Below are 26,133 nucleotides of genomic sequence, written 5' to 3' on the forward strand. Positions count from 1 at the left end.
TACCGACCGTCCGACTGACACCTACCGACCGTCCGACTGACACCTACCGGCCGTCGGCGTCCTGGCCTGCCAGCCACTCCTCGTGGCGCCCGAAATGGCCCCGGTCCCGGGTCACCCAGATCCCGGAAGCCCGGGCCAGCACGGCCCGGCCCGGGAGCAGCACCATCTCGCCCGCGATGTACCAGCGGGAGCCCTCCCGCCGCTCGACCCAGGCCCTGACCTCCAGCGGCCGTTCCACCGGCACCGGTTTCACAAAGCTCACGGTCAGTTCAGCCGTCACGCTCAACACCTTGTGGAGCAGCGGGAGATGGCCGAGGCAGTCGTCCAGCACGGCCGCAGTCCAGCCGCCGTGCGCGACATTGGGTCCGCCCTCCTGGTCACGCGGGCAGGCGAGCTCGAACCACGCCACGCCGTCCTCGTCGAGCCGTTCGCGCTCCAGACCCAGACGGCATGAACCGGCGACGTGGCAGGCACCGCACAGGGCCACCCCGCCGGGGGTGCGGGGCGGCTCCTGGAAGTCCGCCCCGGCCCAGTGCGCGGCCGACGTCGTGGCTCCGGTCTCACCGGAGAAGGAACCGGCTCTCGTCGACATGGTGGAACTCCTCGTGTCAGGCATCGGCAAGCAGCGGACGCAGCTTCCCGGCGATGAGCTGGACCTGGCGGGCGACCATGTCCTCGGGCATCCCGGCCAGCGAGGCCCACAGGAACACCCCTTCGACCGGCAACCCTGCCACGTACGCCTTGATGGCGTCGGCGGTCTCCTGCGGTGTGCCGTAGAGGAACTGCCCCACGCCGGTCGCGTGCAGCCCCGTCTCCCGCCACTTCTCGGGGTCGATGGGACGGGGGACTGGCTGATCCGTCCCCTCCACCATGTACCGGCGGTAGCTGTCCCACTGGTACGCCAGGTGCTTGCGGACCACCGGCCAGTCGCCGTCGGGGTCCTCGGTGACGAACGTGGTGAACGAGCCCTGCATCCGGGCCGCCGACACGTCGTACCCGCTCTCCGCGAGGCCGTCCCGGTACGGCGTCAGCAGAGCGGGGTTGAGCGACAGCAGCCCGGTGCCCAGGCGGCCGGCGCGCCGGGCGCCCTGCGGGCCCTGGTAGCCGAGCCAGATCGGCAGCGGATCCTGGACCGGGCCGGGGGTGACCGTGGACTCGGCCCACAGGCCGCGGATCTCCCGTACACGCTGGTCGGTCGTGGAGTAGCGCTTGCCGAGATCGGCTCCGTACAGCCCGTACTCGGGCACGCGATAGCCGGTGCCGAGTCCGAGGTCCAGGCGGCCGTCGCTGATGATGTCCACGATCGCGGCCTGTTCGGCGATCTCGGGGGCCGCGTGCAGCGGTGCAGGGATGACCGCGGTGCCCAGGCGCACCCGGCGGGTGCGGGCGGCGGCCGCTGCGGCCATGGTGAGCGGCTGCGGGAGATATCCGTCCTCGAAGCCGTGGTGTTCGGAGAACCAGACGGAGTCGAGGCCCAGCCGGTCCGCCTCCTCGCACATCTCCAGAGCGAACCCGTACACCCGGGACCAACTCTGCCGCCACGGCGGAGGATTGCGCATGTCGAAGTAGATGCCGACCTTCACGAGGGGCCACCTCCAGTTGTGTTGTCCGCCAGCCGGATCGTCGCGCGAGAGACGGCGACCCCTTGCCCGGGCGGCAGCAGCCGCACCGGACGCAGCTCCAACGACTCGATCTCGGGGAGGTCCTCGACCATCGCCGAGAGCCGCAGGACTGTCTCCTCCAGTGCCGCCAGATCCACACCTGGGCCGCCTATCCGGCCGTCCAGCAGCGGGGCCGCCCGCAGCGAGCGGACCATCTCCCGGGCGTCGCGGTCGCTCAGAGGGGTGACGCGGTATGCGACATCCGCCATGAGGTCGGCGTAGTCCCCGGTGAGGCCGAACGCGACCACCGGGCCGAAGACCGGGTCGGCGCTGACGGAGAGGAACGCGTCCGGGCCGCCGGAGCCCGGCTCGGTATCCCCCATGGCGATTCCGTACGAGTCCAGCAACTCGGCCGCGATCTGCGTGGGGACGGGTCCGGGAGCGCACCCGGCGACCAGCGACCGGGCCCGCTCGACGTCGACCCCCGCGAGATCCGGTACGACACCCGCCGGGGTGCTCCGCCATGCCTGGTAGGCCGCCGCGTGTCCGAGCGAGGCCGCCGCCGACTCCGGGAACGCATACGTCGGTACGACCAGTTCGCCCCGGTGCAGAAGATCGGCGACGCCCGCGCCGCCCAGGAAGCTGGCCACGACCGGCTTCGAGGGTGCGGCTGCGGCCGCGTCGAGGATCGCCGACGCCACCTCGTCGGGCTTGTCGGCCAGCGGGGGCATGAAGAGGACGATGGCGGCGTCGATGTCGTCGTCGGCCAGTACCGCGTCCAGCGCCTGCCGGTAGTGCGCGGCGGTGGCCGTGGGGGTGAGGTCGATCGGGTTGGCGACGTCCGCCCGGGGCGTGAGCGCCGAACGGAGCCTCTGCCGGGTATGTTCACCAAGTGCCGGTACGCACAGGCCGCTTGCCGCGCATGCTCCCACGGTCAGGGCAGCGGGCCCGCCCGCGTTGGTGATCACTGCGACCCGGTTGCCGGGCGGGGGAGGCTGGTGGGCGAGCAGCAACGCGACGTCGAACAGCTCCTGGAGGCTGCGCGTACGGATCACACCGGACTGGGCGAAGAGCGAACTGACCGCCGCGTCCCCGTGTCCGGGGTGCCTGCCGTCTCCCGGGTGGACCGCGATGATCGGCTTGCGCGGCGCGACGCGGCGGGCGATGCGTGCGAACCGGCGCGGATTGCCGAAGTGCTCGACGTGCAGCAGGACCACCGAGGTCTCGGGGTCCTCCTCCCACCACTGGAGCAGATCGTTGGTCGACACGTCCACGGCGTGGCCCACCGACACGAAGCCGGAGAAGCCGAGACGGAGCCGCCGGGCGAAGTCGAGCACCGCGAGGCCCAGCGGCCCGGACTGGCTGGACATCGCCACCCGGCCGGGCGTCGGCAGGGCGGGCGAGAAGGTCGCGGCGAGCCGCGCCGTGGGCGTCGTGTTGACCACGCCCATGCAGTTCGGGCCCACCAGCCGCATCCCGGAGGCACGGGCGAAGCGAGCCAGCTCAAGCTCGGTCTCCCGCCCGGCCGCACCGGTCTCGCCGAAGCCGGTGGAGACGACGACCACCGCCTTGACGCCGGCCTCCGCACACTCCCGTACGACGTCGGGTACGGCCTCGGCCCGCACCGCCACCAGCGCCAGGTCCGGTGGCTCGGGGAGATCCCGGACGCTTGCGTACGCCTGCGCTCCGGCGATCTGCTCGGCCCCCGGATTGACCGGGTACACACTGCCGCGGAAACCACCGCGCAGCAGGTTGGCCACGATCTCGTGACCGATCGTCAGCGGGCTCCGGTTGGCGCCGATCACCGCGACCGACCGCGGTTCGAGCAGCGGTCGCAGGGAGCGCCGTACGGCCGTGTGCTCGCGCCGCTCGGCCCGGGCCAGGGCCTGGGCCTGCGGGTCGATGGCGATCTCGAAGTGGACTATCTGGCCCGGCGGCCCGGTCTCGACCCGGTAGCCGGAGCTGAGGAACACGTTGATCATGCGGGTGTTGTCCGCGAGGACGTCGGCCTCGAGGACCCGGATGCCCCGGTCGCGGGCGGCAGCGGCGATGTGCTCCAGGAGCAGCCTGCCGAACCCCTCGCTCTGGTGGTCGTCCCGGATGGTGAACGTGACCTCGGCGTGGTCGGGTTCCTCGGGGTTGCGGACGTAGCGCACCAGGCCCGCGATCTCGTCGCCTGCCAGGGCGACGAGCGCCAGCTCGTTGAGGTAGTCCACGTGCGCGCCGCGCCGGATCACGTCGTCGCGGACGCGTACGACCGGACCGAGCGAGCGGTAGGCCAGTGTCGCCCGCGACAAGCCGCCGACGAAGGCGACCAGGCGGTCGGCGTCCTCCGGCCGGATGGGCCGGACGAAGGTCGACCGCCCGGTCCTGACGAGTCCGGGCTGTTCGAGGTCCTCGGGATACGGGGGAGTGGTCACGGGTTCGTGCGGCGCCCCGGCGTCGTCGACGCCGCTCAGACGGCCGCCTCCTGGGGAGTCTGCTCCGGCAGGCGGAAGAGCTCGTTGAAGGTGCCGCGCGTGACGCGCTCGCGGATGTCGTCGGACACGCCGTCGAACAGGTCGTGGAGCGTGGACTGCGTGTGGCCGTACGTGCCCTCCAGATGGGGGTAGTCGTCGCCCCACATCACGTTGCGGTAGCCCGTCGCCTCGACGATCTCCACGGAGCTCTTGTCGTGTTGGAACGAGGCGTACACCTGCTGCCTGATGATCTCGCTGGGCAGCCGGCTCAGCTTCGGCCGGACGAACATGCCGTGCTGGCGGTAGGCCTCGTCCATCCGGTCGCCGATGGCCGGCACCCAGCCCGCGCCGCCCTCGGCGATGAGGATGCGCAGGTCGGGGTGGCGGTCCAGGGCACCGCCCGCGACCATGTGGGACACGACGCGCATGCCCGGATAGGTCGTCTCCATGTAGTTGACGACCGCGCCGCCGGGCCCCCGGAAGACGACGTTCTCGCCGCCCGTGCCGATGTGGAAGCCGAGCACCAGACCGGCCCGCTCGGCCGCGGTCCACAGCGGCTCCCAGCGGTCGAGCGCGTACTCCTCGCCCGGCCGGGTGGCGCACGGCAGGAAGACCGACTGGAAGCCCATCTCCGCCACGCGCTCGACCTCGGCGACCGCGTCCTCGATGTTCGCCGTCGAGACGCAGGCGGGGGTGATGACGCGCTTGTTCTTGCCGAGGATCTCGCTGTGCGCCCAGTCGTTCCAGGCCCGTACGGTCTCTCGGGCGAGCTCCCGTTCGGTGATCGACACCAGCCAGAACCCCATGGAGGGGAAGGCCAGTTGGCCCCAGACACCCTCCTGGTCCAGGTCCTTCAGCCGCACATCGAGGTCCCGGGCGCCCGGCGGTCGCATGGCGTCCATGAAGTCGTTGAGCTGGCGGTCGATGCGCTCGCCGTCGATGTAGAGCACCTCGTACTTGTCGCCGCGCTCACTGCGCGGCGCCCGGTCGGCGAGGCGGGGCGGCAGGGCCTCGGTCCAGAGGTCGTCCGGTTCCAGTACGTGGGAGTCCCCCGAGTTGACCCAGATCTTCGTCATGGCGCTCCTTCGGACGAATGGACGCAATCAGTTAGCGATTTTAAGTGTATCGGCGACCTTGTGGAAGGCCAGGAGGGCGGAGATCGGCTGCGGAGGACGGAGATCAGCCGCGGCGCCGCTCGATCTCCTCCACCAGTTGCGGGAGCACCTTGAAGAGATCGCCCACGACGCCGTAGTCGGCGAGGTCGAAGATGGGTGCGTCCTCGTCCTTGTTGACCGCGACGATGGTCTTGGAGGTCTGCATGCCCGCGCGATGCTGGATCGCGCCGGAGATGCCGGCGGCGAGGTAGAGCTGCGGGGAGACCTGGGTGCCTGTCTGGCCGACCTGGTGGCTGTGCGGGTACCAGCCCGCGTCCACGGCGGCGCGGGAGGCCCCGACGGCCGCGCCCAGTGCGTCGGCGACGCGCTCGATGACGGCGAAGTTCTCGGCGCCGTTCACGCCGCGGCCGCCGGAGACCACGATGTCGGCCTCGGTCAGCTCGGGACGGTCGCCGCGCTCCCGTGGCGACCGGGAAAGGACCTTGACGGCGCCGGAGGCCGGGCCGAAGGTGACGTCCCACTTCTCGACGGTGGGTGTGACGGGGGCGGGTTCGGGGGCGGTGGCGTTGCGCTTGACCGTGATGACCGGTACGCCCTGGGTGACATGTGCCGTCACCTGGTAGGTCGCCGCGAACACGGACTGCTCGGTGACCGGACCGCCCTCGCCGGCGGTGACGTCGACGGCGTCGGTGATCAGCCCCGAGTCCAGGCGGAGCGCGACCCGTGCGGCGGTCTCCTTGCCGTCCGGCCCGGAGGGCAGGAGTATCGCCGCCGGGGTGGTGCTTTCGGCGATCTGGGTGAGCGCGTCGACGGCTGGAGTGACGAGGAAGTCCTCGACCTCGGGGGCGTCGACGACGTACACCTTGTGCGCGCCGTACCGGCCGAGGAGCTCGGTTGCGGTGTCCGCTCCCTGCCCCAGGAAGACGGCCGACGGCTCGCCCAGACGCCGCGCCAGGGTGAGCAGTTCGAGGGTCGGTTTGCGCACGGCGCCGTCGGTGTGGTCGACGAGTACGAGGATCTCGGCCACGGTGATGCACTCCTCCTGCTGGGGACGGGTTGGTGGCGGGTTGGTGGCGGGCCGGGTCAGATGAACTTCTTGGCGGTGAGGAACGCGGCCAGTCCGACGCCGCCCGCACCGTCGTCGGTGACGAGCTCTCCCTTGGTGCGTGGCGGGCGCTTGGCCGCGGTGTCCACCGCCGACCGCGCGCCGGTCCGCCCGACCTGCTCGGGAGCGATACCGAGGTCCGCGAGGTCGAGGGTCTCCAGCGGCTTCTTCTTCGCGGCCATGATCCCCTTGAAGGACGGGTAACGGGCGTCGCCGGAACGGTCGGTCACCGACACGACGGCCGGAAGGGTGCCCTGCACCCGCACTGTCGCTGAATCGCCCTCTCGGCGGCCGGTCACCGTGCCGTCCTCGAGCGCCAGCTCGTCGAGGTGGGTGATGGCCGGGACGCCGAGCCGTTCGGCCAGCAGCGCCGGTACGACTCCCATCGTGCCGTCCGTCGAAGCCATCCCGCAGACGACCAGATCGAAGCCGTGCCGCTCGATCGCCCTGGCCAGGACGAGTGAGGTACCGAACGCGTCGCTGCCCTCGATGTCCTCGTCGCTCACGTGGACCGCCGAGTCGCCTCCCATGGCCAGCGCCTTGCGCAGCGCGTCCTTGGCGTCGTCGGGGCCGATGGTGAGGTAGCTGATCTCGGCGTCGACGCCCGACTCGGCGACCCGCAGGGCCTGCTCGACCGCGTACTCGTCGAGTTCGGACAGCAGTGAGTCGACCGATTCGCGGTCCGTGACGCCGTCCTCGGTGAAGGTGCGGTCCGCCGTGGCGTCGGGCACGTGCTTCACGCAGACAACGATCTTCACAGCGCTCTCCCGTGGGTCGAATGAGTGTTAATAGTTAACTATATGAATCGAGGGAGCGCGAGTCCCTGCCGTAAATCCGTCGAATTGGTTGACTGATTGAGCTGTTAGCTGGAAGATCTGGTCAGCTTAGGCCGCAAGGAGGCGCCATGGTCGGTGACAGGGACACCGGTGACAGGTACTTCGAGCCACAGGTGGAGACCATGCCCCGCGAACAGCTGCGGGCGCAGCAGGAGGAACGGGTCCTCGAACTCGTCGAGTACGCCTATGCCAACTCCGCCTTCTACCGCGAGCTCTGGGACGAGCACGGGGTGCACCCGCGCGACATCCGCTCCCTTGAGGACTTCCGGGCGCGCGTCCCCTTCATCACCAAGGACATGGTGCGCGCCTACCGGGCCCGCACCGGCGACCCCTTCGGCGGTCTGCTCTGCGTCCCGACCGAAGAGCTGACCTCGGTCTCCTCCAGTTCGGGCACCACCGGCGACCCGGAGTTCTTCGCCGAGATCTGGGCGGACGCGCCGCCCCTGGTCACCGCACAGGTGCGTGATCTGTGGGAGCTCGGCCTCAGGCCGGGGGACCGGGTGCTGAGCCCGCCCGGCACCTTCCGCAACCTCATGGACCCCGGCTATCAGGCGCTGGGCGCGGTGGTCATCGAGGTGGACACCTGGATCGGGAAGATGCACGAGGTCGTCGAGGCCCTCCGCACCTACCGACCGGCCTACCTGCAGATGATGTATCCGCAGATGGTCGAGCTGGAGCACCTGGCCGAGAAGGTGGATCTGAGGGAGGCGTTCTCCTCGCTCAAGGGCGCCTCGTGCGCCGGGCAGCCCCTCAGCCGGAAGATGCGCGAGCGGATCCGCGACGACTGGGGCATCGACGTCTACGAGTACACCAGCGCGGCCGACACCGGCACCGCCTGGGAGTGCCGGGAGCACGACGGCTTCCACCTCTGGGAGGACACCGTCTTCGCGGAGTGCATCGAGATCGAGGAGCACGGATGGCGCGACGTCCCCGAGAGTGACCTCGGTGAACTGGTCGCCACCGACCTGGACAACCGGGCCGCACCGCTGATCCGCTACCGCAGCGAGGACCTCGTCCGTCTCTCGCGCGGCCGCTGCGGCTGCGGGCGCACCCACGCCCGTATGTGGGTGGCCGGACGGCGCGGCGACGAGACGCTGGTCCAGGGGCGCTCCGTGGTCCTGCGGGACATCTGGCAGGCGGTGGAGGACCAGCCGGAGACCGTCGCGGGCGTGTTCCAGATCGTCCGGGAGCGGCGCGAGGTCGACGAACTGCGGCTGCGTGTCGGCTACGACCCCGAGCTCACCGGCGATGTCGACGCCCTGGCAGGGCGGTTGAGTGAGGCCGTGCTCGAGCGGACCGGGGTCAAGCCGGTGCTCGACATGCGGACCGAGGAGGACCTGTTGAAGACCATGACCAGCGTCGCCAAGTTCCCCCGGGTGGTGAAGAGCTGATGGCACGCGCCGACACCCTCGCCCGGGCCAGGGAACTGGACCGGCCCGAACTCGCCTACCTCGTGCGCTTCCCCGCCGCCGACGGCATGAAGGACATGGAGCTCACGTGGGCGGAACTCGCCCGCGACACGGAATGGGTCACCGAACGGCTGCGCGGGCACGGCCTGGCCGCCGGGCAGCGGGCGCTGCTGACCACCTCCGGATTCGAGGGGTTCTGGGGCCATACGGTGATCGGCGCCCTGCGTGCGCTGCGGGTGCCGTACGGCATCGCCGAGGCGATGGGCTGGGACCACCGCCGCACCGCGGTCTTCCACCGCGAACTGGATCCGGACGTGGTGATCGGCCTGTCCGCGGAGACCCTGGAGGGACTCGCCGGTTCGGCTGACATCGGCGAGATGTTCCGGTCGACGTCGGTCGTGCTGGCCCGGCCCGCCGCCGTACCGGTGCTCCGCGGGGCAGGCGTTTCCGCTTGCCTCATGTCCGCCGTGGGCCCTGCCCTCGCACTGGAGTGCCCCGAGCGGTGCGGCGCGCACGTCAACGCCGCCGAATGGCGGGTCGGCGAGCGGGACGGAGAGCTGGTCATCGCGGCGGGCGAGGGCCGCCGGTCCCGGCTCGCCGAAACTCCCCTGGGTATTCCGGGCCGGGTGGAAACAGGAAAGTGCGCCTGCGGCAGCGAGGACCCGCGGGTACTGCTCGCCCAGGCCGGCGCAACGTCGTCATCAAGGAGTTGAGGATGTCCCAAGGAGTGGTCGACGGCCGTGTCGTGGTCGTCACCGGCGCCGGCAACGGGATCGGCCGGGCACACGCCCTGGCGTTCGCCGCGCAGGGAGCGAAGGTCGTGGTCAACGACCTGGGCGGCTCGCGCGACGGAGGGGGCGCCTCGGCGGGGCCCGCCCAGGCCGTGGTGGACGAGATCGTCGCGGCCGGTGGCGAGGCGGTGGCCAACACGGACGACATCTCCACCTGGGAGGGCGCCGGCCACCTCGTCCAGCAGGCAGTGGACACCTACGGCGGCCTTGACGTGCTGGTCAACAACGCGGGCATCCTCCGGGACCGGATGATCGTGTCGATGACCGAGACGGACTGGGACAGTGTGCTCGCCGTCCACCTCAAGGGCAGCTTCGCCACCCTGCACCACGCGGCCGCGTACTGGCGTGAGCGCGCCAAGAACGGTCACGACAACGACGCCCGGGTGATCAACACGACCTCCCCGTCCGGCATCTTCGGCAACCCCGGACAGTCGAACTACGGCTCGGCCAAGGCAGGAATCGCGAGCCTCACCATCATCGCCGCAGCCGAACTCGCTCGCTACGGCGTGACGGTGAACGCCATCGCGCCGACCGCGCTCACCCGGCTGACCGAGGACATCGAGATGATGAAGCGGGCCGCCGAGAGCCAGGACCTGACCCCGGAGGCCATCTCGCCGCTCGTGGTGTGGCTGGGCTCGGCCGCCTCGCGCGAGGTCACCGGCCGGGTGTTCGGCGTCGTCGGCAACCGGATCACGGTACTGGAGGGCTGGGTCAACGGCCCCGGCGCGTCCACGGAGTCCCGGTGGACGCCCGAGGAACTGTCCTCCGTCGTTCCGAACCTGGTCGCCAAGGCGGCTCCGAACGCCGACGCCCTGGGCAACCGGAACGGGGCGTGAGATGACGACGACGCAACGGCCGGTCGCCGAGGGCTTGTTCACCTGGCCGTCCTCCGCATCCGCAGCGCCCCGGCTCATCGGTTCCGAGTGCACGGCGTGCGGTGAGGTGAGCTTCCCCGCGGCTACGCACTGTCTGCGGTGCGGCGGCGAGGAGTCGAAGGAGCGGCTGCTGTCGGACCGCGGGACGCTGTGGACGTACACGACCCAGAACTTCCGCCCGCCGTCCCCGCCGTACGACGGCCCCGAGGCCTTCGAACCGTACGCGGTCGGATACGTCGAGCTCCCCGGTGAGCTGTTGGTCGAGGGCCGCCTCACCGAAGCAGAGCCGGAGAAGCTGAGGATCGGGCAGGACATGCGGCTGACGCTCGTGCCCTACACCGTGGGGGCCGACGGCACCGAGGTCATGACGTTCGCGTTCGCCCCGGTCGAAGAGTTCGCCCCGGCTGAGGAGGAGGAACAGTGACCGACGCCGTCATCATCGGGGTGGGGCTCCACCCCTTCGGCCGGTTTCCCGGGAAGCCGGCGCTCGACATGGGCGCGGACGCGGTACGGCTGGCGCTCGCCGACGCGGGCGTGACCTGGCCGCAGATCCAGGGCGGCTACATCGGCAGCTACGAGGTGGCCAACCCGGACGCGATCGTCGGGCGCCTCGGCCTCACCGGAGTGCCGCTGCGCGGGGTGTTCAACGGCTGCGCCACGGCCGGTACCGCGGTGGCGTTGGCCGCCCGGGCCATCGAGACCGGCGAGCACGACCTGACCATCGCCATCGGCCTGGACAAGCACCCGCGCGGTGCGTTCGCCGCCGATCCGTCCGTGGCGGGCATCCCCTCCTGGTACGGGCAGACCGGGATGTTCCTCACCACCCACTTCTTCGGCATGAAGATCAACCGCTATATGCACGACCACGGCATCTCCCACGAGACGCTCGCGCGCGTGGCCTCGAAGAACTTCCGCAACGCCGCCGGCAACGACAAGGCCTGGCGCCGCACCCCGCTGTCGGCCGACGAGGTCCTCGCCTCGCCCGTCCTCAACTACCCGCTGCGCCAGTACATGTACTGCGGCCCGAACGAGGGCGCCGCGGCCATCGTGCTGTGCCGCGCCGACCAGGCCCACAAGTACACCTCCACACCGGTACGGGTCCGGGCCACCGCCCTGCGCAGCCGCAGGCTCGGCGCCTTCGAGGTGCAGAGCCCGTCGTTCCCGGTCGGTGAGGTCGTGGAGAGTCCGACGGTGGATGCCTCCCGGGCGGCGTACGAACTGGCGGGCATCGGCCCGGAGGACGTCGACGTCGCCCAGCTCCAGGACACCGACGCCGGCTCGGAGATCATCCACATGGCCGAGAACGGCCTCTGCAAGGACGGCGAGCAGGAGCGCCTCATCGCCGAGGGCGCCACCGAGATCGGCGGCAGGCTCCCGGTCAACACGGACGGCGGTCTGCTCGGCAACGGCGAGCCCATCGGTGCGTCCGGACTGCGCCAGATCCACGAGATCGTGCTCCAACTGCGGGGTACCGCGGGGGACCGGCAGATTCCAGGCACGCCCCGCGTCGGCTACACCCACCTGTACGGCGCGCCCGGCGCGTCGGCGGTGACGATCCTCTCGACCTGAGAGCACAGGGAACCGTTATGGACCAGGACATGCAGGACTTCGCGGCCGAGGTGCGCCGTTTCCTCGACGCGCACGCGGCGAAGGCCCCCGACCGCACCGCCTTCACCTGGGGCGAGGGCGACGACACGATGGCGTACTTCAGCAGCCTCCCGCCCGAGGAGGAGCGGGAGCACGTGCTGCGGGCGCGGGAGTGGCAGAGGATCCGCTACGAGAACGGCTTCGGCTGGATCACCGGACCGACCGAGTACGGCGGCCGCGGCCTCACCCCCGTCCACGACCTGCTCTACGACGCCATCGAGTCCGAGTACGACGTCGCCGACACCGGCGTGCTCAGTGTGGTCGGGCTGGGCATGATCGGCCCGACGATCCTGGCCCACGCACAACCGCACATCAAGGAACGGTGGCTGCCCGCGATGTACCGCGGGGACGCCATCGCCTGCCAGCTGTTCAGCGAGCCCGGCGCCGGATCCGACCTGGCGAGCGTGGCGACCCGCGCGGTACGGGACGGTGACCACTGGGTGCTCAACGGGCAGAAGGTGTGGACGTCGGTCGCCCAGCACAGCGAGATCGGCCTGGCGCTGACCCGCACCAACCCCGACGCGCCCAAGCACCGCGGCATCACGGCCTTCCTGGTCCCCATGGACGCCCCTGGCGTCGAGGTCCGGCCGCTGCGCCAGATGACCGGCGGGGCCGACTTCAACGAGGTCTTCCTCACCGACGTCCGCGTCCCCGACGACCACCGCCTCGGCGAGGTGGACGGCGGCTGGACGGTCGCCCTGACCACCTTGATGAACGAGCGCAACACGGTCGGCACCGAGGGCGCGGGCCCGGTGGCCGCCGCCCTGTCCCCGGACCACCTCTCGGCGCTCATGCGCGCCACCTGGACCTGGGACGACCGCGCCCTGCGCGGACGCCTCGCCGAACTCCTCGTGGACGCCATGGCCACCGGCTACCTCAACGCCCGTGCCCAGCGCACCCTGCGGGCGGGGATCGCCCCCGGCCCCGAGAGGTCCGTCGCCAAGCTGATGTACGGTCAGAATCTCACCCGCGCCGCGCACTTCGTGTCCGAGTGCCTCGGACCCCGGATCATCGCCGACACCGGCCAGTGGGGCACGTACGCCTGGTCCGAACTCCTTCTGGCCACCCCGGCGTTGCGGATCCTCGGCGGCACCGAGGAGATCATGAAGAACATCCTCGCGGAACGTGTCCTCGGCCTGCCGAAGGAGGCACGCGCATGAGCGCCGACGAAACCGAGCTGAGGGAACTTCGGGCGTCCGTACGGGAGTTCCTGGAGGCCAAGTCACCCGAGGAGGCCGTGCGGAAGCTCATGGAGAGCGAGCCGCCCTTCGACCCGGCGGTGTGGGCCCAGGCGGCCGACCAACTGCGCCTGCCGGGCCTCGTGATCCCGGAGGAGTACGGCGGTGACGGTTTCGGCCTCGTCGAACTCGGCGTCGTCATGGAGGAGATGGGCCGCGCCCTGCTGTGCGCGCCCTTCTTCGCCACCGTCGTCCTGGCTGCCCAAGCCCTGCTGGCCTCGGGTGACAGCCAGGCCTGCGCGCGCCACCTCCCCGGCATCGCGGCCGGGCGGACCACGGCCACCCTCGCCGTCGCCGAGGACGGCGGCTCCTGGGACCCCGCCCTGATCTCCGCACGCGCCGTGCCGGACGGGGACGGCGGCTGGAAGCTGAGCGGCCGCAAGTGCTTCGTCATCGACGGCACGACGGCCGATCTGATCCTCGTCGTCGCCCGCACCGTCGCCGGCCCTTCGCTGTTCGCCGTGGACCGGTCGGCCACCGGGGTGGCGGCCGAGGCGATGGAGACCCTCGACACCACCCGGGCGATGGCCCGGCTGACGTTCGACGCCGTGCCCGCGATGCCCGTCGGCGCGGACGGGTCGGGCGGGCGCATCATGGCCAGGGTCCTGGACATCGCCTCGGTGGGGCTGGCCGCCGAGCAGGCGGGCGGGGCGCGCAAGTGCCTGGAGATGAGCGCGGACTACGCCCGCACCCGGCATCAGTTCGGCCGGCCGATCGGCTCCTTCCAGGCCGTCAAGCACAAGTGCGCCGACATGCTCGTCCAGGTGGAACTGGCCGAGGCGTCCTCCCGGGAGGCGGCGCTGCTGGCCGCCGAGGACGCGCCGGACTTCCCGGTCGCCGCCGCCGTGGCACACGCGTGCTGCTCACGGGCGTACATGTTCAACGCAATGGAGAACATCCAGGTCCACGGCGGCATCGGCTTCACCTGGGAGCATCCGGCCCATCTGTACTTCCGGCGGGCCAAGTCCTCGCAGCTGCTGTTCGGGGGGCCGGCGATCTACCATGAGCGGCTGCTGGACCGGCTCGGCGTCTGAACGAGCGCGTCATGCTCGCGTACGGCGATCCGGGCCAGCTTCGTGAGCATCATGCCGTTGCGGATCGCGACGACGTAGTCCACGGGGAGCCCGTGCATCCGGGTGCCGGGGCCCCGGAGGGGATGCCAGTCGAGGACGAAGAGCGTGTGCTCGCCCCAGGGGATCAGGTTCATGGCGATGCGGGCCGCCCCGAAGGGGTCCGCCTTGGCCTCCAGTTCCAGTCGGCGTTGCGGCTCGCAGATGCGGACGACGCAGGTGTCGTCGAGGGCGAGGGGGCCGGCGCCGACCCGGACCTGGAGGCGGGCGCCCACGTCCGGCCAGTGCGGGTCGGCGGCGAGAACCTGCTGGGTTCCGGTCACCCACTCCCCATAGCGGTGACCGTCGGCCAGCAGGCTCCAGACCTCGGACGGCGAGCTCAGGATCAGACGACGGTTGCGGGCCACGCCGATCACGCACCTTGGGCAGGACGGGGACAGGGGAGGCGCCGCCGACGACCACGGCGTGCTTTTCGACCCTAGCCGCGGGGTACAGGCCGAGCACCTGTAGCGGTGGGCGGGCGGTCCGATCAGGTGACGGCGCCCGCCCGCCCCGTTTCACCCGCGCGCGGCCTCGCCCAGCAGTGCCTTGGCGATGATGACCTGCTGGATCTGGCTGGTGCCCTCGTAGATGCGGAACAGCCGGGCGTCGCGGTAGAAGCGCTCGACGGCGACCCCGCGCATATAGCCCGCGCCGCCGTGGACCTGGACCGCGCGGTCTGCGACCCGCCACACCATCTCGCTGGCGAAGTACTTCGTGCAGGACGGGCCGATCTTCGTGTCCTCGCCCGAGTCGAAGCGCCGGGCGGCCTCCAGAACCGTGGCGCGGCCTGCGTAGTAGTCCGTCATCGAGTCGGCGATCAGGCCCTGGACCAGTTGGAAGGAGCCGATGGGTTTGCCGGACTGCTTGCGGGTGCGGGCGTACTCGACCGATTCGTCGACCAGGCGCTCGGCCATGCCCACACAGAGGGCCGAGATGTGCACCCGGCCGTGCGCGATGCAGCCCATCGCGGTGTTGAAGCCGCGGTTCAGGCCGTTCTCGCCGCCGACGAGGGCTGAGGCCGGTACGCGTACGTCGTCGAAGTACACGTCCGCGGTCCAGGCGCCGAACTGGCCCATCTTGTGGTCCTTGGGAGCCACGGTGAGGCCCGGAGTGCCGGCCGGGACGAGGAAGGTGGAGATGCCGCGGGTGCGTGGGGCGTCGGGGTCGGTGCGGGCGAAGACCATGAAGACGTCGGCGAGCGGGGCGTTGGTGATGTAGCGCTTGGCGCCGTTGATCACCCACTCGTCGCCTTCCAGGTGAGCGCGTGTCGTCAGTGTCGACGGGTCGGAGCCGGCCTCGGGTTCGGTGAGCGCGAACGACGCCAGCACGTCACCCGAGGCGATCCTCGGCAGCCACTCGGCCTTCTGCTCCTCGGTGCCGCCGACCATCAGGACGTGTCCGGCGATGCCGTTGTTGGTGCCGAACATCGAACGCAGCGACGGGGTCGTGTAGCCGAGCTCGAACATGAGCTGGGCCTCTTCGTACATCGAGAGTCCAAGACCGCCGTACTCCTCCGGCAGAGCGAAGCCGAACAGCCCCATTTTCCTGGCCGCCTCGCGGATGTCCGCGGGCATCTCGTCCTTTTCGTCGATCTCCGCCTCGAGCGGCACGACACGCTCCCGGACGAAGCGCCGGACCTCGGACAGCACCGCGCTGAAGTCAGCCGCGTCCATGTCGACTCCCTTGTTGACCTTGGTGGCCTTATCGATCTGTTTCTGTCTCGTCCGGCTTCTGATCCGGCTTCTGTTCGGGCCGGTAGCACGCCGCCAGCAGCGCCGCCGCGCTCGCCGTCCCGATGCCCGCCGCCAGCAGTGCCGCCCCCGCGCCGGCGCGCTGCCGTCGCAGCAGCCCGTCGAGCGAGTACCTGCCGTTGCCCAGCGCCGCCAGTGCGACGGCCGCGCCGCCCACGACGCCGACGTACTCCCAGCCGCCCTTGAAGACGAAGAAGCCCTTGCCCCGGTGGTCGGTGCGGGCCGCCACGGTCATCAGGCCGACGGTCGCCGCCGCCGGGAGAGGGTTGGCTGCCCCCAGAGCGATGCCCACCCCCGCCGCCATCTCGGTCCCGGCCGCCATACGGGCGTGCACCTCGGCGGGCTTCAGACCGAGCGCCTCGAACCAGCCCGTCGTGCCTTTCAGCCCGCCCGGCCCGGCGACCTTGTTCCAGCCGTGGGCGAAGAGCATCGGGCCGAGCGTCGCGCGCAGGGCGAGAGCGGCGATGTCGTGGCCCTTCACTGGCCCACTCCTGTTGCCCGCCCGGCGGGAGCGACGCCGTACAACTGCGGTACGGCCTCGACGAGTTCCTCGTAGGTGAGGGCCTTGCCTGACTCGCTGGGGTGGACGCCGGTGACGGTCCAGCCCTGCAGCCGGTTCAGGCGGTTGCCCTCGATGCGCAGGACCTGGCCGGTCAGCCACGCCGCGGCATCGGAGGCCAGGTAGACGACCACACCGGAGGCGTTGGCGGGATCGCGCGGGTCGAAGTCGCCGTCGGCCTGCAGGGACGCGCCGACGGACAGGCCCTCCGTCATCCGCGTGGCCGCGATCGGCGAGATGGCGTTCGCGGTGACGCCGTATCGGCGCATCTCAAGGGCGGTGAGGACCGTGAGTCCGGCGATCCCGGCCTTCGCGGCGCCGTAGTTGGACTGGCCCTGGTTGCCGAACAGCCCGGTTCCGGACGTCGTGTTGATCACGCGGCCGGTGACGCGCTCACCCCGCTTCGACGCCTCGCGCCAGTACGCGCACGCGTGCCGGGTCAGAGCGAATGTGCCCTTCAGATGTACGGCGATCACGGCGTCGAACTCGGCCTCGCTCATCGAGAACAGCATGCGGTCGCGCACGATGCCGGCGTTGTTCACCACGATGTCCAGGCGGCCGAACTCCGCGACCGTGTCGGCCACCATCGCCTCCGTGGCGGCCCAGTCGGTGACCGACGAGTGGCTGGCCACCGCCCGGCCGCCGAGCTTGGTGATCTCGGTGACGACGTCGTCGGCGGGGGAGTCGCCCGTCCGCTCGCCGTGCACGCCCGAGCCGAGATCGTTCACCACCACGGTCGCGCCGGCCTCGGCGAGCGCCAGGCAATGTGCCCGGCCCAGCCCTCTTCCGCCGCCGGTCACGATGGCGACCTTGTCGTCGAGGATGCCCACGCCCTACCTCCCTGTTCGACCCAGCTCGTTGAGTACTTCGTCCGTGTGTTCGCCCAGCGTCGGGGCGCCGGAGCGCGGCTTGTCGTCCACGCCCCAGAAGCTGACCGGGGTGGCCACGGTCCGCAGCGGCGGCGCATCGCCCATGCCGGGCTGCTCGACGAAGGCCCCCACCGCCTCCGCCTGCGGATCGGCCGACACCTCCGCCAGGGTCTGCACGGGCGCCCACCACACGCCCTCGGCGTCGAACCGCTCCGCCCACTCGGCCAGGGGCCGCTTCGCGAACTCCTCGTCGAAGGCAGCGATCAGCTCGCGTACGTGGCCACGCCGGGCTTTGCCGGTGGCGAACCGCGCGTCCTCCGCCAGGTCCTCGCGGCCGAGCGCCTTGAGGACGCCGGGCCAGTGGCGGTTGCCCTCCAGGCCGACCAGCCAGAACCAGCGGTCGTCGGCGGCCCGGTAGCAGTTGTAGAGCGGGGACTCGTGCTCCGTGCGCGGGCGGGTACGGCCGCGTTTGCCGAAGAAGTTCTGCAGGGCGAGGTCGTTTCCGTTGGCGTACGTCCCGGAACGCAGCAGGGACACGTCGACCACGCCGCCTTCGCCGGTGCGTTCCCGGCGCAGCAGCGCGGCCAGCACGCCCGCCACCAGGTTGGACGCGGCCGTACGGTCGCCCAGGCCGGGGCGGATGCCCGGCGGCGGCTCACCCGCCGGGTTGAGCATGGCGGCGATGCCGGGGCGGGCCCAGAAGGCGGAGACGTCGTACCCGGCCCGGTCGCGCTCGGCCCCCCTCCAGCCGTACCCCGTCAACGTGCCGATGACCAGGCGGGGATGCCGGGTCCGTATTGCGTCCGGGGCCAGCCCCAGCCGCTCCAGGGCGCCGGGGCGGAGGTTCGTGACGAACACGTCGGCCCGCTCGAGCAGCCGCTCCAGCACCTCCTTGCCCTCCTCGGACCGAAGGTCGAGGACGATTCCGCGCTTGCCGCGGTTGTCGGTCTCGAACGGTGGTTCGCTGTCGATGTCCTGGCCGACGTGCCGGAGCGTGTACCGGTTGGGGTCGCCGGTCGGCGCCTCGACCTTCACCACGTCCGCGCCCCAGTCGGCGAGCATGGTGGCCGCGGCCGGTGCCGCCACCCACATGCCCAGCTCGACGACGGAATAGCCCTCCAGTGGCCGCACGGCCCACCTCCACGCCGGTTCTGGTTCGGATCTGTCGGGTCTCTCGGGTCTCTCGGGTCTCTCGGGGTGCTCGCTACATGCCGCGGAACTCTCCCGGGCGCCGCTCCCGGAAGGCCTTCAGCCCCTCGGCCCGGTCCTCGGTGGAGAACAGCACCGAGACGGTCTCGCGCTCGTACGCGATCGCCGCCTCCAGGTCCATGCCGAGCCCGTGGTCGATCAGCCGCTTGCCCGCCGCGAGCGCCAGCGGGGCGCCTGCCGTCAGCTTGGCGGCCAGCGCTTCGGCGGCGGCGAGTGCACCGCCGGGCTCGGCCACCTCGTTCACCAGCCCGAGCTGCCACGCCCGCTCCGCGTCGATGGGTTCGCCGGTGAGGATCATCTGCTTGGCGATCGGCGTCGGCAGCAGTCGCGGCAGCCGTTGGGTGCCGCCCGCGCCCGGCAGGACGCCGAGCTTCATCTCGGGCAGGCCGAGCCGGGCGCCGCGCTCCGCCACCCGCAGGTCGCAGGAGAGCGCGAGCTCCAGACCGCCGCCGAAGGCGAACCCGTGGACGGCCGCGACCGAGGGCTTGGGGAAGTCCTCCAGGAGCGCGTACGCCTCGGTCAGACGGCCCACGAAGGCACGGAACTGCCCGGGCGCCGTGAACGACTCGATCTCCCCGAGGTCGGCCCCGGCCGAGAAGGCGCGGCCCTCTCCCGCCAGCACCAGGGCCCGGACGTCGTCGTCACCCCGCACGTCCTCCAGCGCCTGCCTCAGCTGTTCCACCGTGTCCGTGCCGATGGCATTGAGCCGCTCGGGACGGTCCAGGGTGAACACGGCGATACGGTCGCGGACTTCGACGCGCAGCACGCTTCCCACGTCGGACCCCCTCAGACCATCGTGAGGCCGCCGCTGACCGAGAGCGTCTGCCCGGTCATGTAGGCGGCGTCGTCGGACGCGAGGAAGGCCACCACACCGGCGATCTCGCCCGGCTGGGCGACCCGGCGCAGCGGGATCGCCCGCACGGTGGCGTCGTACATCTTCTGGCTGAACTCGGCGACCTGGCCGAGCAGCGCCGTGTCGGTCGGACCCGGGCAGACACTGTTCACTGTGATGCCGTGACGGGCGACCTCGCGGGCCAGCGCCTTGCCGAAGGCGATGACGCCGCCCTTCGTCGCGGAGTACACCACCTCGCCGGACGAGCCGACCCGGCCCGCGTCCGAGGCGATGTGGATGACCCGGCCGCCTCCGCGCTCGATCATCGAGTCGAGCACGGCCCGGGTCATCGTGATGGTGCCGCGCAGATTGACGGCGATGATCCGGTCCCAGGTGTCCTCGGTGCTGTCGACGAACCGGCCGATGACATCGACGGCTGCGTTGTTGACCAGGACGTCCACCGAGCCGAGTTCGGCGGTCACCCGTTCCACGGCGGCGTGTACAGCCGTGCTGTCTGAGATGTCCGCGCCTACACCCGCGGCGCGCACCCCGTACCGTTCCGCAAGCCGCGCCGCGACCTTCCCGGCGGCCTCCGCGTCCACGTCGCAGACGGCGACCGAGGCTCCGGCGGCGGCCAGCGCGTCGGCGATCGCCTCGCCGATGCCCCGGCCCGCTCCGGTGACGAGTGCCACCTTGTCCCGTACGCTCACGCGCCCTCCCTCGCCCAGGTCCCGATACAGCGCTATCGTATAACTACTTCAGCTAAATAAGCGAGATGTACGAGTGGAGCCGAGCATGCGCCGTACGATCTTCACCGAGGAGCACGAGCTGTTCCGGGAGACCGCCCGCACGTACTACCTGCGCGAATGCGCCCCGTATGCCGAGCAGTGGGAGCGTGACGGCCAGGTGAGCCGGGCCGCCTGGGCGGCCGCGGGCAAGGCCGGACTCATCGGCTGGCAGTTCCCGGAGGAGTACGGCGGACAGGGGATCTGGGACTTCCGGTACAACGCCATCATGGCGGAGGAGATGCACGCCACCGGCTCGGTCGGTATCGGACTCGGGCTGCAGAACGACGTCATCCCGCCCTATCTGACGCACCTCACCACCCCGGAGCAGAAGGCCCGCTGGCTCCCCGGAGTGATCAGCGGCGAGACGATCTGCGCGCTCGCACTGTCGGAGCCGGCCGCAGGATCCGACCTCAAGGGCATCCGCACGACCGCCCGCAGAGACGGCGACGAGTGGGTGATCGACGGATCCAAGACCTTCATCACCAACGGCATCCTGGCCGACCTGGTCATCGTCGCCTGCAAGACCGACCCGGACGCCGGGCACAAGGGCATCAGCCTGATCGTCGTCGAGCGCGACGCCGAGGGCTTCGAGCGGGGACGCAAGCTCGACAAGGTCGGGATGAAGGCCCAGGACACCGCCGAACTCTTCTTCCACGAGGTACGCGTCCCCGCCGACAACCTCATCGGGCAGGAGGGGCGCGGCTTCTACCACATGATGGGCAACCTTCCGACCGAGCGGCTCGCCATCGCCGTCGCCTCCCTCGCGTCGGCCCAGAGGGCCTTCGAGCTGGCGCTGGAATACGCCAAGACCCGTACCGCGTTCGGTCAGCCCATCGGCGAGTTCCAGGCCAACAGGTTCGCGCTCGCGGACATCAAGGCCAAGCTTGGTGCCGCCCGCGTCTATCTGGACGGCTGCATCATGGCTCTCTCCCAGGGGGAGCTGACGGCCGAAGAGGCCGCCGCGGCCAAGTACTGGACCTCAGAGACCGGCTGGGAGGCCATCGACCGCTGCATGCAGCTCTTCGGCGGCTACGGCTACGTCAACGAGTACGAGATCGCGCGCATCTGGCGGGACAGCCGGGTCCAGCGGGTGTTCGGCGGAACGTCGGAGATCATGCAGGAGATCATCGGGCGCTCGCTGGGTCTGTGAGCCGGCGTGTCGAGGTCCGCTCAACGCATTGACTACCTTGGGTAAATAGGTTAGCTATTTCCTTGAGGGTGCGCGGACGGCGCCGGACGGTTCGAGGAGGCATCCGTGGTCACGGTCGATGTGAAGCTGCACCAGGACAGGGCCGAGCACGAGCTGCCGCAACCGCGGCTCGTCATCGGCGGCAAGGACGTCACCGACGCCAGCGGCGGAGTCCACGAGCACCGGAACCCGGCGACCGGCCTGGTCCAGGCGCACATCCCGCTCGCGGGCGCCGCCGAGGTGGACCGGGCCGTGGCCGCCGCACGCCGGGCCTTCGACGTGTGGGGCACCATGCGCCCCGCCGAGCGCCGCCGGCTGCTCACCCGTTTCGCCCAGCTGATCTGGGACCACATCCCCGACTTCGCGGCCATCTGCCCGCTCGAGAACGGCGTCTGCATAGGCGGCTGGGCGGAGAACGTCGGGCCGCACGTCGCCGAGTGGACCGAGTACTACGCCGGCTGGGCCGACAAGATCGAGGGCATGGTGGGCGCCGCCTACAGCCCGCACGAGAACGTCGAGTACACCATCGCCGAGCCGTACGGCGTCATCGGGCACATCATCACCTGGAACTCGCCCGCGCTGTCCCTGGCGATGAAGGTCCCGCCGTCCCTCGCCGCAGGCAACACCGTGGTCATCAAACCGGCCGAGTCCACGCCGTTCTCCGCACTGCTCTTCGCCGACCTGGCCCACGAGGCGGGCATACCCGAAGGCGTGATCAACGTCGTCACCGGGCTCGGCGACGCGGGTGCGGCCCTGGTGACCCACCCCGGCGTGGACAAGATCTCGTTCACGGGCGGGCCTGCCACCGCGCGCCGCATCATGGCGGACGCCGCGCTGAGCCTCAAACCGGTCGTGTTCGAGCTGGGCGGGAAGTCCGCCAACCTGCTCTTCGCCGACACCGACCTGGACACCGTCGTGCCGTACTGCGCGGCCTTCGCCATGAGCAACACCGGCCAGGGCTGCGCGCTGCCCACCCGGCTGCTGGTCGAGCGCCCGATCTATGAGGAGGTCGTCGCGCGCGTCGCCGGGGTCGTGGCCCACCTGCCCGTCGGCGACCCGCTCGACCCGGCCACGTACATCGGACCGCTCATCAACGAAGCCGCCCGCGACCGCGTCCAGGGCGCGATCGACAAGGCGGTCGAGGGCGGTGCGGGACGGCTCGTGTACGGCGGTGAACGCATCCACTCCGACGGGTACTTCGTGTCCCCGACCGTCTTCGCGGACGTGGACAACCGCAGCGACCTCGCGCAGCAGGAGATCTTCGGTCCGGTCCTGGCCATCACCCCGTTCGACACGGAGGACGAGGCCGTCGCCCTCGCCAACGACACCGAGTACGGCCTGTCGGCCTACATCCAGTCCCGTGACATCGCGCGCGTCAACCGCCTGGTGCCGCGGCTGAAGGCCGGGACGGTCTACGTCAACCCCGGCCCGAACCCGATCACTTCGCCCGCCACCCCGTTCGGCGGTGTCGGCATCAGCGGGTTCGGCCGGGAGGGCGGTAAGGCCGGTCTGGACGAGTTCATCAACGTCAAGGGCGTGGGCATCAGCCGCGTCTGACGGCACCCCGCCTTCGAAGCCTTTGGAGCCAACAGCATGCATCCCGCCCGCCGCCTGACGTTCGGCGACATCATCCGCGAGCACCGAAGGTCCTACCCCGACGCCATCGCCCTCGTCGACGGCGACGTCCGGCTGACCTGGCCCCAGCTGGACGAGCGCACCAACCGGCTCGCCCACGCCCTCGCTGACGCGGGCGTCGGGCCCGGCGACCGGATCCTGTGGCTGGGGCAGAACTCCTTCCGGATCTGGGAGCTGCTCGGCGCCGCCGGGAAGATCGGCGCCATGGTCTGCCCCGGCTACTGGCGCTGGGCCGCCCCCGAAATGGCCTTCGCCGTCGAGGACTTCGACCCCCGCGTCGTCGTCTGGCAGGACGAGGAGATCGGCGACACGGTCAGCAAGGCGCGGGCCGAGCTGGGCAGCGACCACCGGGCGCTGTGGCTGCGGCACGACGCCGAGGGCCCCGACGCCTACGAGTCCTTCCTGGCCTCCGGCTCGCCCGAGGACCCGGCCTTCGACGTCGACCCCGACTCCGCGCTCCTGGTCATCTACACCGCGGCGATCTCCGGGCGGCAGTCCGGATCGATGCTCTCGCACCGCAACCTCCTCGCGATGGGCGCGAGCGCCGCCTGGATGGGCGACATCGGCCAGGAAGCCGCCTTCCTCGGCGCCGGGCCGATGTTCCATATCGGGAACTACCAGTTCTGGGGCGTCCCGGCCTTCGTCCACGGCGGCAAGAACGTGATCGTCCGCCGCGTGATCGCCGAGGAACTGCTGCCGCTGCTGGCGGCGGAGCAGTGCACCCACGCGTATCTGATGCCCCCGACCATCGCGCAACTCGTCGCGTTGAACCGCGAAGCGGGCCACGACCTCTCCCACCTGCGGGCGAGTGTCGCCGCCCCGCTGTGGCAGGGCACCGTGCCCACGGACACCAGCCGCTTCACCCGCAACGGCGGCGGCGAGGGCCGCGGCTACGGGCAGACCGAGGTCACCGGATTCGCCGTAACCGGCGCCTACGGAGGCGCGGGCGCCGGCAACGCGGGACGCCCCGGCCCCTTCACCGCCGTACGCATCCTGGACAGCACCGGCAAGGAGTGCGCGATCGGCGAAGCCGGCGAGATCTGCGTCCGCGGTGATCTCGTACATCTCGGCTACTGGAACCGGCCAGAGATCAACGAGGAGCGCTTCCGCTTCGGCTGGTGGCACACCACCGACCTCGGACGGCGCGCGCCCGACGGCACGATCAGCTTCCTCGGGACGACGACCCGCATGCTCAAGTCGGCGGCCGAGAACATCTTCCCGGCCGAGGTCGAGAACTGCATCGAGTCGCACCCGGCCGTCAAGGAGGCCGCCGTGATCGGCGTGCCCAACGAGCGCTGGGCCCAGGACGTCAAGGCCGTCGTGGTGCTCCACCAGGACGCGGAGCCTGTCACGGCCGAGGACGTCATCGAGCACTGCCGGGCGCGTATCGCCTCGTACAAGAAGCCGAAGACGGTGGAGTTCGTCGACACACTGCCGCGCACCAAGGACTTCGCCAAGGACTACGAGGCGCTCGACGAGCGCTTCGGCGGCGGTGGCTATCCCGGCGGCGACACGCTGGGCGCGGGACGGTGACGTCGTGAACGGTCGCCAGCCTGTCGTCGTCGGCGTGTACGCCACCGAGCAGGCACTCTCGCTCCCGGACCGCGATGCCATGGACCTCGCCCTCGAAGCGGTGCGCGGCGCGATCGAGGACGCCGGGCTGACTCCGGCGGACGTCGACGGCGCCCAGGTCGACTGGCCAGGCCCCGGCGGCGTACCCGGTGAGGGCAGCTCCTGGGCGCGCATCCTCGGCCGCGACCTGCGCTGGACCAGCGACTCCATGCTCGACAACGCGGGCTCCCGGGGCCTGTTGAAAGCAGCGGCAGCGGTCCGCGCCGGATTCGCCGACACCGTCGTGGTCGGCGGCTGCAAGCTGGTCTCGCGCGGAGCGGGACCCGTCGGCGCCGGTGTGCCACTGGAGTTCGCCGACGTGTGGGGCAGCTATGTCGTCGCCCAGTTCGCGCTCGTGGCGGCCCGGCACATGCACGAGTACGGGACGACCTCCCGCCAGCTCGCGGAGGTCGCCGCCACGATCCGCAACAACGGCACGACCAACCCGGAGGCGATGATGTACGGACGCGGCCCGTACACCGCCGACGACGTGCTCGCATCCCGCATGGTGGCCACGCCATTCCACTTGCTGGACTGCTGCATCGTCGGCGAGGGCGGCGCGGCACTCGTGGTCACCACCGCCGAACGGGCCCGGGACCTGCCGCACCCGCCCGTCGCCGTACTCGGTGGCGGGATGGAGTACCACCAGGCCGCGTACGCCAACCCGGCGCTGTACCGGGAGGTCGGGCAACTCGGCCGGGACGCCGCCACCCGCGCCTACGCCATGGCCGGAGTCGGCCCGCACGACGTGGACGTCTTCTCCCTCTACGACCCCAACTCATTCGAAATCATAAGGCAGTTGGAGATCTTCGGCCTGTGCGGCGAGGGGGAGGGCGGCCCCCTGGCGGCCAGCGGCGCCATCGCCGTGGGCGGCAAGCATCCCGTCAATCCGGACGGCGGCTGTCTTTCGTACGCGTGGAACGGGACGCAGCAGATGACGCTGAAAGTCGTCGAGGCCGTACGGCAGTTGCGCGGCAGTGCGGTGCACCAGGTCGAGGGCGCGGAGCTCGCGGTGGTGGGCAACGCCGGGTCGGGGGCGCAGCACTACGAGATGAGCGTGCTGGGGAGGATGCGATGAGCCGGCCTGTACCCGTCCCCACCTCGCTTTCCGAGCCCTTCTGGGAGGCCGCCCGCGGCGGCGACCTGGTCATCCCTTACTGCCCGTCCTGCGACCTGCGCTTCTTCGTCCCCGAGCCTGCCTGCCCCGGGTGCATGTCCCGGGACTGGCAGTACGTCTCCAGCGCAGGCCGGGGCACCGTCTACTCGGTGACCGTCGTCCACCGCGCACCCGGCCCCGGCTTCGACACGCCCTTCGCGCTCGCCGTGATCGACCTGGACGACGGCGCCACCCTGCTCTCCCACGTCGACCCCGACGACGTCGTCATCGGTATGCGCGTACGCGTGGACTTCCGGCCGTTCACGGACGAGATCACACTGCCGTACTTCGTTCCGGACACGAGACCCGAGCGACTGACAACCGAATGAGGGCGGAGGTGGGCGCG

25 protein-coding genes are annotated in these 26,133 nt (G+C 70.9%); 12 read left to right on the forward strand and 13 right to left on the reverse strand.

Annotation, left to right across the window (positions count from 1 at the left end; genetic code table 11):
• Positions 1–43: 43 nt before the first annotated feature.
• From ACSMXV_RS37385 to ACSMXV_RS37410, 6 genes are all read right to left on the reverse strand, one after another.
• Positions 44–592, reverse strand: a complete 549-nt coding sequence (locus ACSMXV_RS37385; protein WP_473175525.1) for a PaaI family thioesterase — start codon at positions 590–592, stop codon at positions 44–46.
• Positions 593–608: 16 nt separating this feature from the next.
• Complete coding sequence (locus ACSMXV_RS37390; RefSeq protein WP_473175526.1) at positions 609–1,583, reverse strand: LLM class flavin-dependent oxidoreductase; 975 nt, start codon at positions 1,581–1,583, stop codon at positions 609–611.
• Complete coding sequence (locus ACSMXV_RS37395; protein WP_473175527.1) at positions 1,580–4,021, reverse strand: bifunctional acetate--CoA ligase family protein/GNAT family N-acetyltransferase; 2,442 nt, start codon at positions 4,019–4,021, stop codon at positions 1,580–1,582. The genes ACSMXV_RS37390 and ACSMXV_RS37395 overlap by 4 nt, the downstream gene beginning before the upstream one ends.
• Positions 4,022–4,056: 35 nt before the next feature.
• The gene (locus tag ACSMXV_RS37400; RefSeq protein ID WP_473175528.1) at positions 4,057–5,136 is read right to left on the reverse strand and encodes an amidohydrolase family protein; all 1,080 of its coding nucleotides are present in this window, start codon (positions 5,134–5,136) and stop codon (positions 4,057–4,059) included.
• A 103-nt stretch (positions 5,137–5,239) separates the two neighbouring features.
• The gene (locus tag ACSMXV_RS37405) at positions 5,240–6,202 is read right to left on the reverse strand and encodes an electron transfer flavoprotein subunit alpha/FixB family protein (protein ID WP_473175529.1); all 963 of its coding nucleotides are present in this window, start codon (positions 6,200–6,202) and stop codon (positions 5,240–5,242) included.
• Between the two features lie 56 nt (positions 6,203–6,258).
• Positions 6,259–7,038: an electron transfer flavoprotein subunit beta/FixA family protein gene (locus tag ACSMXV_RS37410; protein WP_473175530.1), complete on the reverse strand. Its 780-nt coding sequence runs from the start codon at positions 7,036–7,038 to the stop codon at positions 6,259–6,261.
• Positions 7,039–7,184: 146 nt separating this feature from the next.
• Here ACSMXV_RS37410 and ACSMXV_RS37415 point away from each other — a divergent pair, with 146 nt between their 5' ends.
• From ACSMXV_RS37415 to ACSMXV_RS37445, 7 genes are read left to right on the forward strand one after another with little or no spacing between them, the layout of a single operon-like run.
• The gene (locus tag ACSMXV_RS37415; RefSeq protein ID WP_473175531.1) at positions 7,185–8,507 is read left to right on the forward strand and encodes a phenylacetate--CoA ligase family protein; all 1,323 of its coding nucleotides are present in this window, start codon (positions 7,185–7,187) and stop codon (positions 8,505–8,507) included.
• Positions 8,507–9,238: a hypothetical protein gene (locus ACSMXV_RS37420; protein ID WP_473175532.1), complete on the forward strand. Its 732-nt coding sequence runs from the start codon at positions 8,507–8,509 to the stop codon at positions 9,236–9,238. The genes ACSMXV_RS37415 and ACSMXV_RS37420 overlap by 1 nt, the downstream gene beginning before the upstream one ends.
• 2 nt (positions 9,239–9,240) lie before the next feature.
• On the forward strand, positions 9,241–10,152 hold the full coding sequence (locus ACSMXV_RS37425) for an SDR family oxidoreductase (protein WP_181865157.1): 912 nt from the start codon (positions 9,241–9,243) through the stop codon (positions 10,150–10,152).
• A gap of 1 nt (position 10,153) precedes the next feature.
• Entirely contained in the window at positions 10,154–10,615 is a 462-nt protein-coding gene (locus ACSMXV_RS37430) for a Zn-ribbon domain-containing OB-fold protein (RefSeq protein WP_473175533.1), read from the forward strand.
• Positions 10,612–11,760, forward strand: a complete 1,149-nt coding sequence (locus tag ACSMXV_RS37435; protein ID WP_473175534.1) for a thiolase family protein — start codon at positions 10,612–10,614, stop codon at positions 11,758–11,760. Before ACSMXV_RS37430 ends, ACSMXV_RS37435 begins: the two co-directional genes overlap by 4 nt.
• A gap of 17 nt (positions 11,761–11,777) precedes the next feature.
• Positions 11,778–12,998 (forward strand): acyl-CoA dehydrogenase family protein, encoded by a 1,221-nt coding sequence (locus tag ACSMXV_RS37440; RefSeq protein ID WP_473175535.1) that lies wholly within the window; start codon positions 11,778–11,780, stop codon positions 12,996–12,998.
• Positions 12,995–14,110, forward strand: coding sequence for an acyl-CoA dehydrogenase family protein (locus ACSMXV_RS37445; RefSeq protein ID WP_473175536.1), 1,116 nt, complete (start codon positions 12,995–12,997; stop codon positions 14,108–14,110). Before ACSMXV_RS37440 ends, ACSMXV_RS37445 begins: the two co-directional genes overlap by 4 nt.
• Here ACSMXV_RS37445 and ACSMXV_RS37450 read toward each other — a convergent pair.
• The 7 genes from ACSMXV_RS37450 to ACSMXV_RS37480 form a co-directional block, all read right to left on the reverse strand.
• On the reverse strand, positions 14,074–14,553 hold the full coding sequence (locus tag ACSMXV_RS37450) for an SRPBCC family protein (RefSeq protein WP_473175537.1): 480 nt from the start codon (positions 14,551–14,553) through the stop codon (positions 14,074–14,076). The genes ACSMXV_RS37445 and ACSMXV_RS37450 overlap by 37 nt on opposite strands.
• 150 nt (positions 14,554–14,703) lie before the next feature.
• Entirely contained in the window at positions 14,704–15,861 is a 1,158-nt protein-coding gene (locus ACSMXV_RS37455) for an acyl-CoA dehydrogenase family protein (RefSeq protein ID WP_473175538.1), read from the reverse strand.
• A gap of 28 nt (positions 15,862–15,889) precedes the next feature.
• Entirely contained in the window at positions 15,890–16,420 is a 531-nt protein-coding gene (locus ACSMXV_RS37460) for a DoxX family protein (protein ID WP_473175539.1), read from the reverse strand.
• Positions 16,417–17,328, reverse strand: coding sequence for an SDR family NAD(P)-dependent oxidoreductase (locus ACSMXV_RS37465; protein ID WP_473175540.1), 912 nt, complete (start codon positions 17,326–17,328; stop codon positions 16,417–16,419). Before ACSMXV_RS37465 ends, ACSMXV_RS37460 begins: the two co-directional genes overlap by 4 nt.
• A gap of 3 nt (positions 17,329–17,331) precedes the next feature.
• Positions 17,332–18,498: a CaiB/BaiF CoA transferase family protein gene (locus ACSMXV_RS37470; protein WP_473175541.1), complete on the reverse strand. Its 1,167-nt coding sequence runs from the start codon at positions 18,496–18,498 to the stop codon at positions 17,332–17,334.
• A gap of 73 nt (positions 18,499–18,571) precedes the next feature.
• Positions 18,572–19,351 carry an enoyl-CoA hydratase/isomerase family protein gene (locus tag ACSMXV_RS37475; protein WP_473175542.1) on the reverse strand — a complete coding sequence of 260 codons (780 nt, stop codon included), beginning with the start codon at positions 19,349–19,351 and terminating at the stop codon, positions 18,572–18,574.
• 11 nt (positions 19,352–19,362) lie between these two features.
• Complete coding sequence (locus tag ACSMXV_RS37480) at positions 19,363–20,118, reverse strand: SDR family NAD(P)-dependent oxidoreductase (RefSeq protein WP_473175543.1); 756 nt, start codon at positions 20,116–20,118, stop codon at positions 19,363–19,365.
• A gap of 85 nt (positions 20,119–20,203) precedes the next feature.
• On the opposite strand from ACSMXV_RS37480, the gene ACSMXV_RS37485 reads away from it, so the two are divergent.
• The 5 genes from ACSMXV_RS37485 to ACSMXV_RS37505 all read left to right on the forward strand — a co-directional run bounded on the left by ACSMXV_RS37485 (position 20,204) and on the right by ACSMXV_RS37505 (position 26,116).
• Positions 20,204–21,346, forward strand: a complete 1,143-nt coding sequence (locus ACSMXV_RS37485) for an acyl-CoA dehydrogenase family protein (RefSeq protein WP_473175544.1) — start codon at positions 20,204–20,206, stop codon at positions 21,344–21,346.
• A 105-nt stretch (positions 21,347–21,451) separates the two neighbouring features.
• A complete protein-coding gene (locus ACSMXV_RS37490) occupies positions 21,452–22,942 on the forward strand; it encodes an aldehyde dehydrogenase family protein (protein ID WP_473175545.1) in 1,491 nt (496 codons plus the stop codon).
• Between the two features lie 36 nt (positions 22,943–22,978).
• Positions 22,979–24,553: an AMP-binding protein gene (locus tag ACSMXV_RS37495; RefSeq protein ID WP_473175546.1), complete on the forward strand. Its 1,575-nt coding sequence runs from the start codon at positions 22,979–22,981 to the stop codon at positions 24,551–24,553.
• A gap of 4 nt (positions 24,554–24,557) precedes the next feature.
• Positions 24,558–25,709 carry a thiolase family protein gene (locus ACSMXV_RS37500; RefSeq protein ID WP_473175547.1) on the forward strand — a complete coding sequence of 384 codons (1,152 nt, stop codon included), beginning with the start codon at positions 24,558–24,560 and terminating at the stop codon, positions 25,707–25,709.
• A complete protein-coding gene (locus ACSMXV_RS37505; RefSeq protein ID WP_473175548.1) occupies positions 25,706–26,116 on the forward strand; it encodes a Zn-ribbon domain-containing OB-fold protein in 411 nt (136 codons plus the stop codon). The genes ACSMXV_RS37500 and ACSMXV_RS37505 overlap by 4 nt, the downstream gene beginning before the upstream one ends.
• Positions 26,117–26,133 lie beyond the last annotated feature (17 nt).

The sequence above is a fragment of the Streptomyces sp. DSM 42067 genome (assembly GCF_055792885.1).